Source organism: Streptomyces sp. S6 (assembly GCF_054880855.1).
In genome coordinates, this window is record NZ_JBTYMC010000455.1 from 1 (window position 1) to 3,901 (window position 3,901).

The 3,901-nt window shown below is 70.7% G+C and carries 4 protein-coding genes and 1 pseudogene; 3 read left to right on the forward strand and 2 right to left on the reverse strand.

Going from position 1 to position 3,901, the window contains the following annotated elements:
* Nucleotides 1-451 (reverse strand): glycoside hydrolase family 38 C-terminal domain-containing protein (locus ACVNF4_RS33455; RefSeq protein WP_461806630.1); only part of this gene is annotated, 451 nt, incomplete at its 3' end.
* A 118-nt stretch (nucleotides 452-569) separates the two neighbouring features.
* Entirely contained in the window at nucleotides 570-1,526 is a 957-nt protein-coding gene (gene rsmH / locus ACVNF4_RS33460) for a 16S rRNA (cytosine(1402)-N(4))-methyltransferase RsmH (protein WP_461806631.1), read from the reverse strand.
* Between the two features lie 331 nt (nucleotides 1,527-1,857).
* On the opposite strand from rsmH, the gene ACVNF4_RS33465 reads away from it, so the two are divergent.
* The 3 genes and pseudogenes from ACVNF4_RS33465 to ACVNF4_RS33475 form a co-directional block, all read left to right on the forward strand.
* The gene (locus ACVNF4_RS33465) at nucleotides 1,858-2,406 is read left to right on the forward strand and encodes a beta-class carbonic anhydrase (RefSeq protein WP_461806632.1); all 549 of its coding nucleotides are present in this window, start codon (nucleotides 1,858-1,860) and stop codon (nucleotides 2,404-2,406) included.
* A 250-nt stretch (nucleotides 2,407-2,656) separates the two neighbouring features.
* The gene (locus tag ACVNF4_RS33470) at nucleotides 2,657-3,670 is read left to right on the forward strand and encodes an AAA family ATPase (protein WP_461806633.1); all 1,014 of its coding nucleotides are present in this window, start codon (nucleotides 2,657-2,659) and stop codon (nucleotides 3,668-3,670) included.
* A pseudogene (locus ACVNF4_RS33475) lies at nucleotides 3,670-3,901 on the forward strand (CAP domain-containing protein); the annotation flags it as partial. The gene ACVNF4_RS33470 and the pseudogene ACVNF4_RS33475, both read left to right, overlap by 1 nt.

Sequence of the window (3,901 nt, forward strand, 5' to 3'; positions counted from 1 at the left end):
CCTTCTCGCCGACGTGCAGGTAGCGGTGCGCGCACACCTCGAACTTGGCCGCGTCCCAGGTGGTGTTGGTGTGGGTGGGGCGCTCCACGTGCCCGAAGGGGATCTCGGCGGACGGGACGCGCCGGACGGCTCCGTCCGGCTGGAGGAACGCGGGGTCGCCGCCGGGGACCATGCCGAGTTCGCGGGCGCGCTTCTGGAGGGCGTCCGGCGCCGAGTAGGAGTCGATGTCCCGCTGGAGCGCCTGCTGTTCGTCGGTGAGGTTCTTGGTCTCCTTCTGGAGGTCGCCCATCTTGAACGACCCCTCGCTGAGCGCGGAGTTCAGCACCAGCAGCCCGATCAGCCCGCCGCCGAGCAGGGCGACGACCAGCAGCACGAACGGTGTCCGCCCGGCCTGCGCCCCGCCTCCGACCGGCAACAACCCGGCCAGCCGCTCCTTGAGTCCAGTTCTCATCGCGCCTCCACCCGGTAGGACGTCCGAGGCTTCCGCGAAGATGCACGGACCGACCCGAATCGCTCAGATGTGTGAATCAGCTCGCTTCGGGAACTCCGCGGTCGACTCCCTGACCGGCTCACTCGACGTCCTCCCTGATGCGCTCGGCGCCGCGCAGCCGCGCGGGGGCGGCCCGGCGGTTCTCGGCGATCTCTTCCTCGGTGGGAAGTTCGGCACCGCGCGTGAGCAGCTTGAGCCGGGGCTGGTAGCGCTCGGGGACGATCGGCAGGCCGGGCGGCGCGGTGTTGGCGGCGCCGGCCGCGAACACCTGCTTGACCAGGCGGTCTTCGAGGGAGTGGTAGGCGAGGACGGCGATCCGCCCGCCCACGGCCAGCGACTTGACGGCTGCCGGGATCGCCCCCTCCAGCACGGACAGCTCGCCGTTGACCTCGATGCGCAGCGCCTGGAAGGTCCGCTTGGCGGGGTTCCCGCCGGTCCGCATGGCGGCCTGCGGCAGCGCTCCCCGGATCACCTCGACGAGCCGCGCGCTGTTCGTGAACGGCTCCTTGTCGCGCTCCCGGACGACCGCCGAGACGATCCTCTTGGCCTGCTTCTCCTCGCCGTACGCGCGCAGGATGCGCACCAACTCGCCCGGCGGGTAGGTGTTCAGGACCTCGGCGGCGCTGATCCCTGTCGTCTGGTCCATCCGCATGTCGAGCGGCGCGTCCTGCGCGTAGGCGAAGCCCCGGTCGGCCTCGTCGAGTTGCATGGAGGAGACGCCGAGGTCGAACAGCACGCCCTGCACGCGCGCGTGGCCGAGCCGCTCAAGGACGTCGGGGAGTTCGTCGTAGACGGCGTGGACGAGGGTGGCGCGTTCGCCGAAGGGTGCGAGGCGTTCGCCGGAGAGCCTGAGGGCCTCCTTGTCCCGGTCGAGGGCGACGAGACGGGCCTCGGGGAACTGCTGGAGGAGCGCTTCGCTGTGGCCGCCGAGTCCGAGGGTGCAGTCGACGACGACCGCGCCGGGCTCCTGGAGCGCGGGGGCCAGCAGATCCAGGCACCGCTGGAGCATCACGGGGACGTGTCGGCTGTTGCTCAAGGGGCCCTCTCAGTTACCGGCGGGGCCCGTATCCGTACGCGCCGCGCACGCGGGGAGATCTCCGGGGGCTGGTCGGTGACCCCGGGGAAAAGTCCTGCGGGCAGACCTCGCTTCCCGCTTCGCGTCACTTTAGTCCACGCTGTCTCGCGGTCAATCAACCGGCCTGCGCGTCGCGGGCCCACGCGCGTGTGACGCCGCGTACCGCGAGAAATCACTCTTTGTGCCCCCACTCGGGCACCCTTGTGGCTTACCTCACACCGAGAGTGCGATGACCCTCATTTTCCCTTCTCACGACGGGACCGGAACGCCGGTGACCAGTACCGTCATGGTTATGACGACTTCCGCATCCGTATCGAACGACTCCGAAGGCGCCATACCCGAAGACGGCACGGTGACCGACCGGCTGGTGCACGCCAACGAGCGGTACGCCTCCGCGTTCGCCGACCCCGGCATGGACGCCCGCCCTGTCCTGCGTGTCGCGGTCGTGGCCTGCATGGACGCCCGTCTCGACCTGCACGCGGCGCTCGGCCTGGAGCTGGGCGACTGCCACACCATCCGCAACGCGGGCGGCGTGGTCACGGACGACGTGATCCGCTCGCTCACCATCAGCCAGCGCAAGCTGGGCACCCGCTCGATCGTCCTGATCCACCACACCGGCTGCGGCCTGGAGGCGATCACCGAGGACTTCCGCACGGAGCTGGAGATGGAGGTCGGCCAGCGTCCCGCGTGGGCGGTGGAGGCGTTCCGGGACGTCGACCAGGACGTCCGGCAGTCGATGCAGCGGGTGCGCACGTCACCGTTCCTGCTGCACGCCGACGATGTGCGAGGCTTCGTCTTCGACGTGAAGACGGGTCTGCTGCGCGAGATCGACCCGGCCTGAGCGCGTCGCACGGGGGGTTTTCGGGGTCCGTGCCCTGTGAGCCCCCTGTCGCCATTACCGGCAAAAGCCACAAGGCCAGACATATCGCGGACAGTTGTCCACAGCCGAGTGACACGAATCGGTAACGGCGGCAAGAATGCGGTGAGGACGCCGCCGCCGAACATTCCGGCAGCCGCATCCGTGATTCGGGGTGGGCCGGTTCGCACGACCGAGCGGCGGCCCGGAAGAAGCAGGGCCGAGGAGGGCACGGGTGACGACCTATGACGAACGAGCGAGCCTGACAGATCTGACCGCCACCGCGGACAGGGTCCGCGGGTCGGTGGAGAGTGTGATCGAGGGCAAGCCCGAGGTCGTACGACTCGCGCTCACCGTGCTGCTCGCGGAGGGCCATCTGCTGATCGAGGACGTCCCGGGCGTCGGCAAGACGATGCTCGCGAAGACGCTGGCGCAGTCCATCGACTGCTCGGTGCGGCGGATCCAGTTCACGCCGGACCTGCTGCCGTCGGACATCACCGGGGTGTCCATCTGGGACCAGCAGCGGCGTGACTTCGAGTTCAAGCCGGGCGCGATCTTCGCGCAGATCGTGATCGGCGACGAGATCAACCGCGCCTCGCCGAAGACGCAGTCCGCGCTCCTGGAGTCCATGGAGGAACGCCAGGTCACCATCGACGGGCAGTCCTACGAGCTGCCGAGCCCCTTCATGGTCGTCGCGACCCAGAACCCGGTCGAGATGGAGGGCACCTACCCGCTGCCGGAGGCGCAGCGCGACCGCTTCATGGCCCGGGTCTCCATCGGCTACCCGAGCCCCGAGGCCGAGCTCCAGATGCTCGACGTCCACGGCGCGGTCAGCCCCCTGGAGGACCTCCAGCCGGTCGCCCACGCGCACGACATCGTCAAGCTCGTGGAGGCCGTGCGCGGGGTCCATGTCGCCGAGGCGGTCAAGCGGTACGCCGTCGACATCGTCGCCGCCACCCGCACCCACCCCGACCTCCGGCTGGGCGCCTCCCCCCGGGCCACGCTGCATCTGCTGCGCGCGGCCAAGGCCACCGCCGCCCTCGCGGGCCGCGACTACGCCCTCCCGGACGACGTCCAGCACCTCGCCGTAGCCGTCCTGGCCCACCGCCTCCTGCCCACCGCCCAGGCCCAGCTCAACCGCCGCACCTCCGAACAGGTGATCGACGAGATCCTCCAGCGCACCTCCGTCCCCACCACCCCCCAGCACCCGCGCGAGTACGGCCGGCCGTACGGCTCGCGGGGCCTGTGATGACCTCCGGGGGGACGGTACCGGGCGGGCGGGTCGACGGGGTCGCGTCCGGCGGGTATCCCGCGCGGCCCGATGTGCCTCCGGTCAGCGGGCCCGTCGGAGCGACGGCCAGTGGGTATGCGCCGGGGACGCCGTCGGGCGGCCCCGCTGCCGGGAAGTATCCCGAGCGGCCTGCCGCGCCTCCGGTGATCGGGGCCGTCGCGGCCACGGCCGGCGGGTACGCGCCGGGAG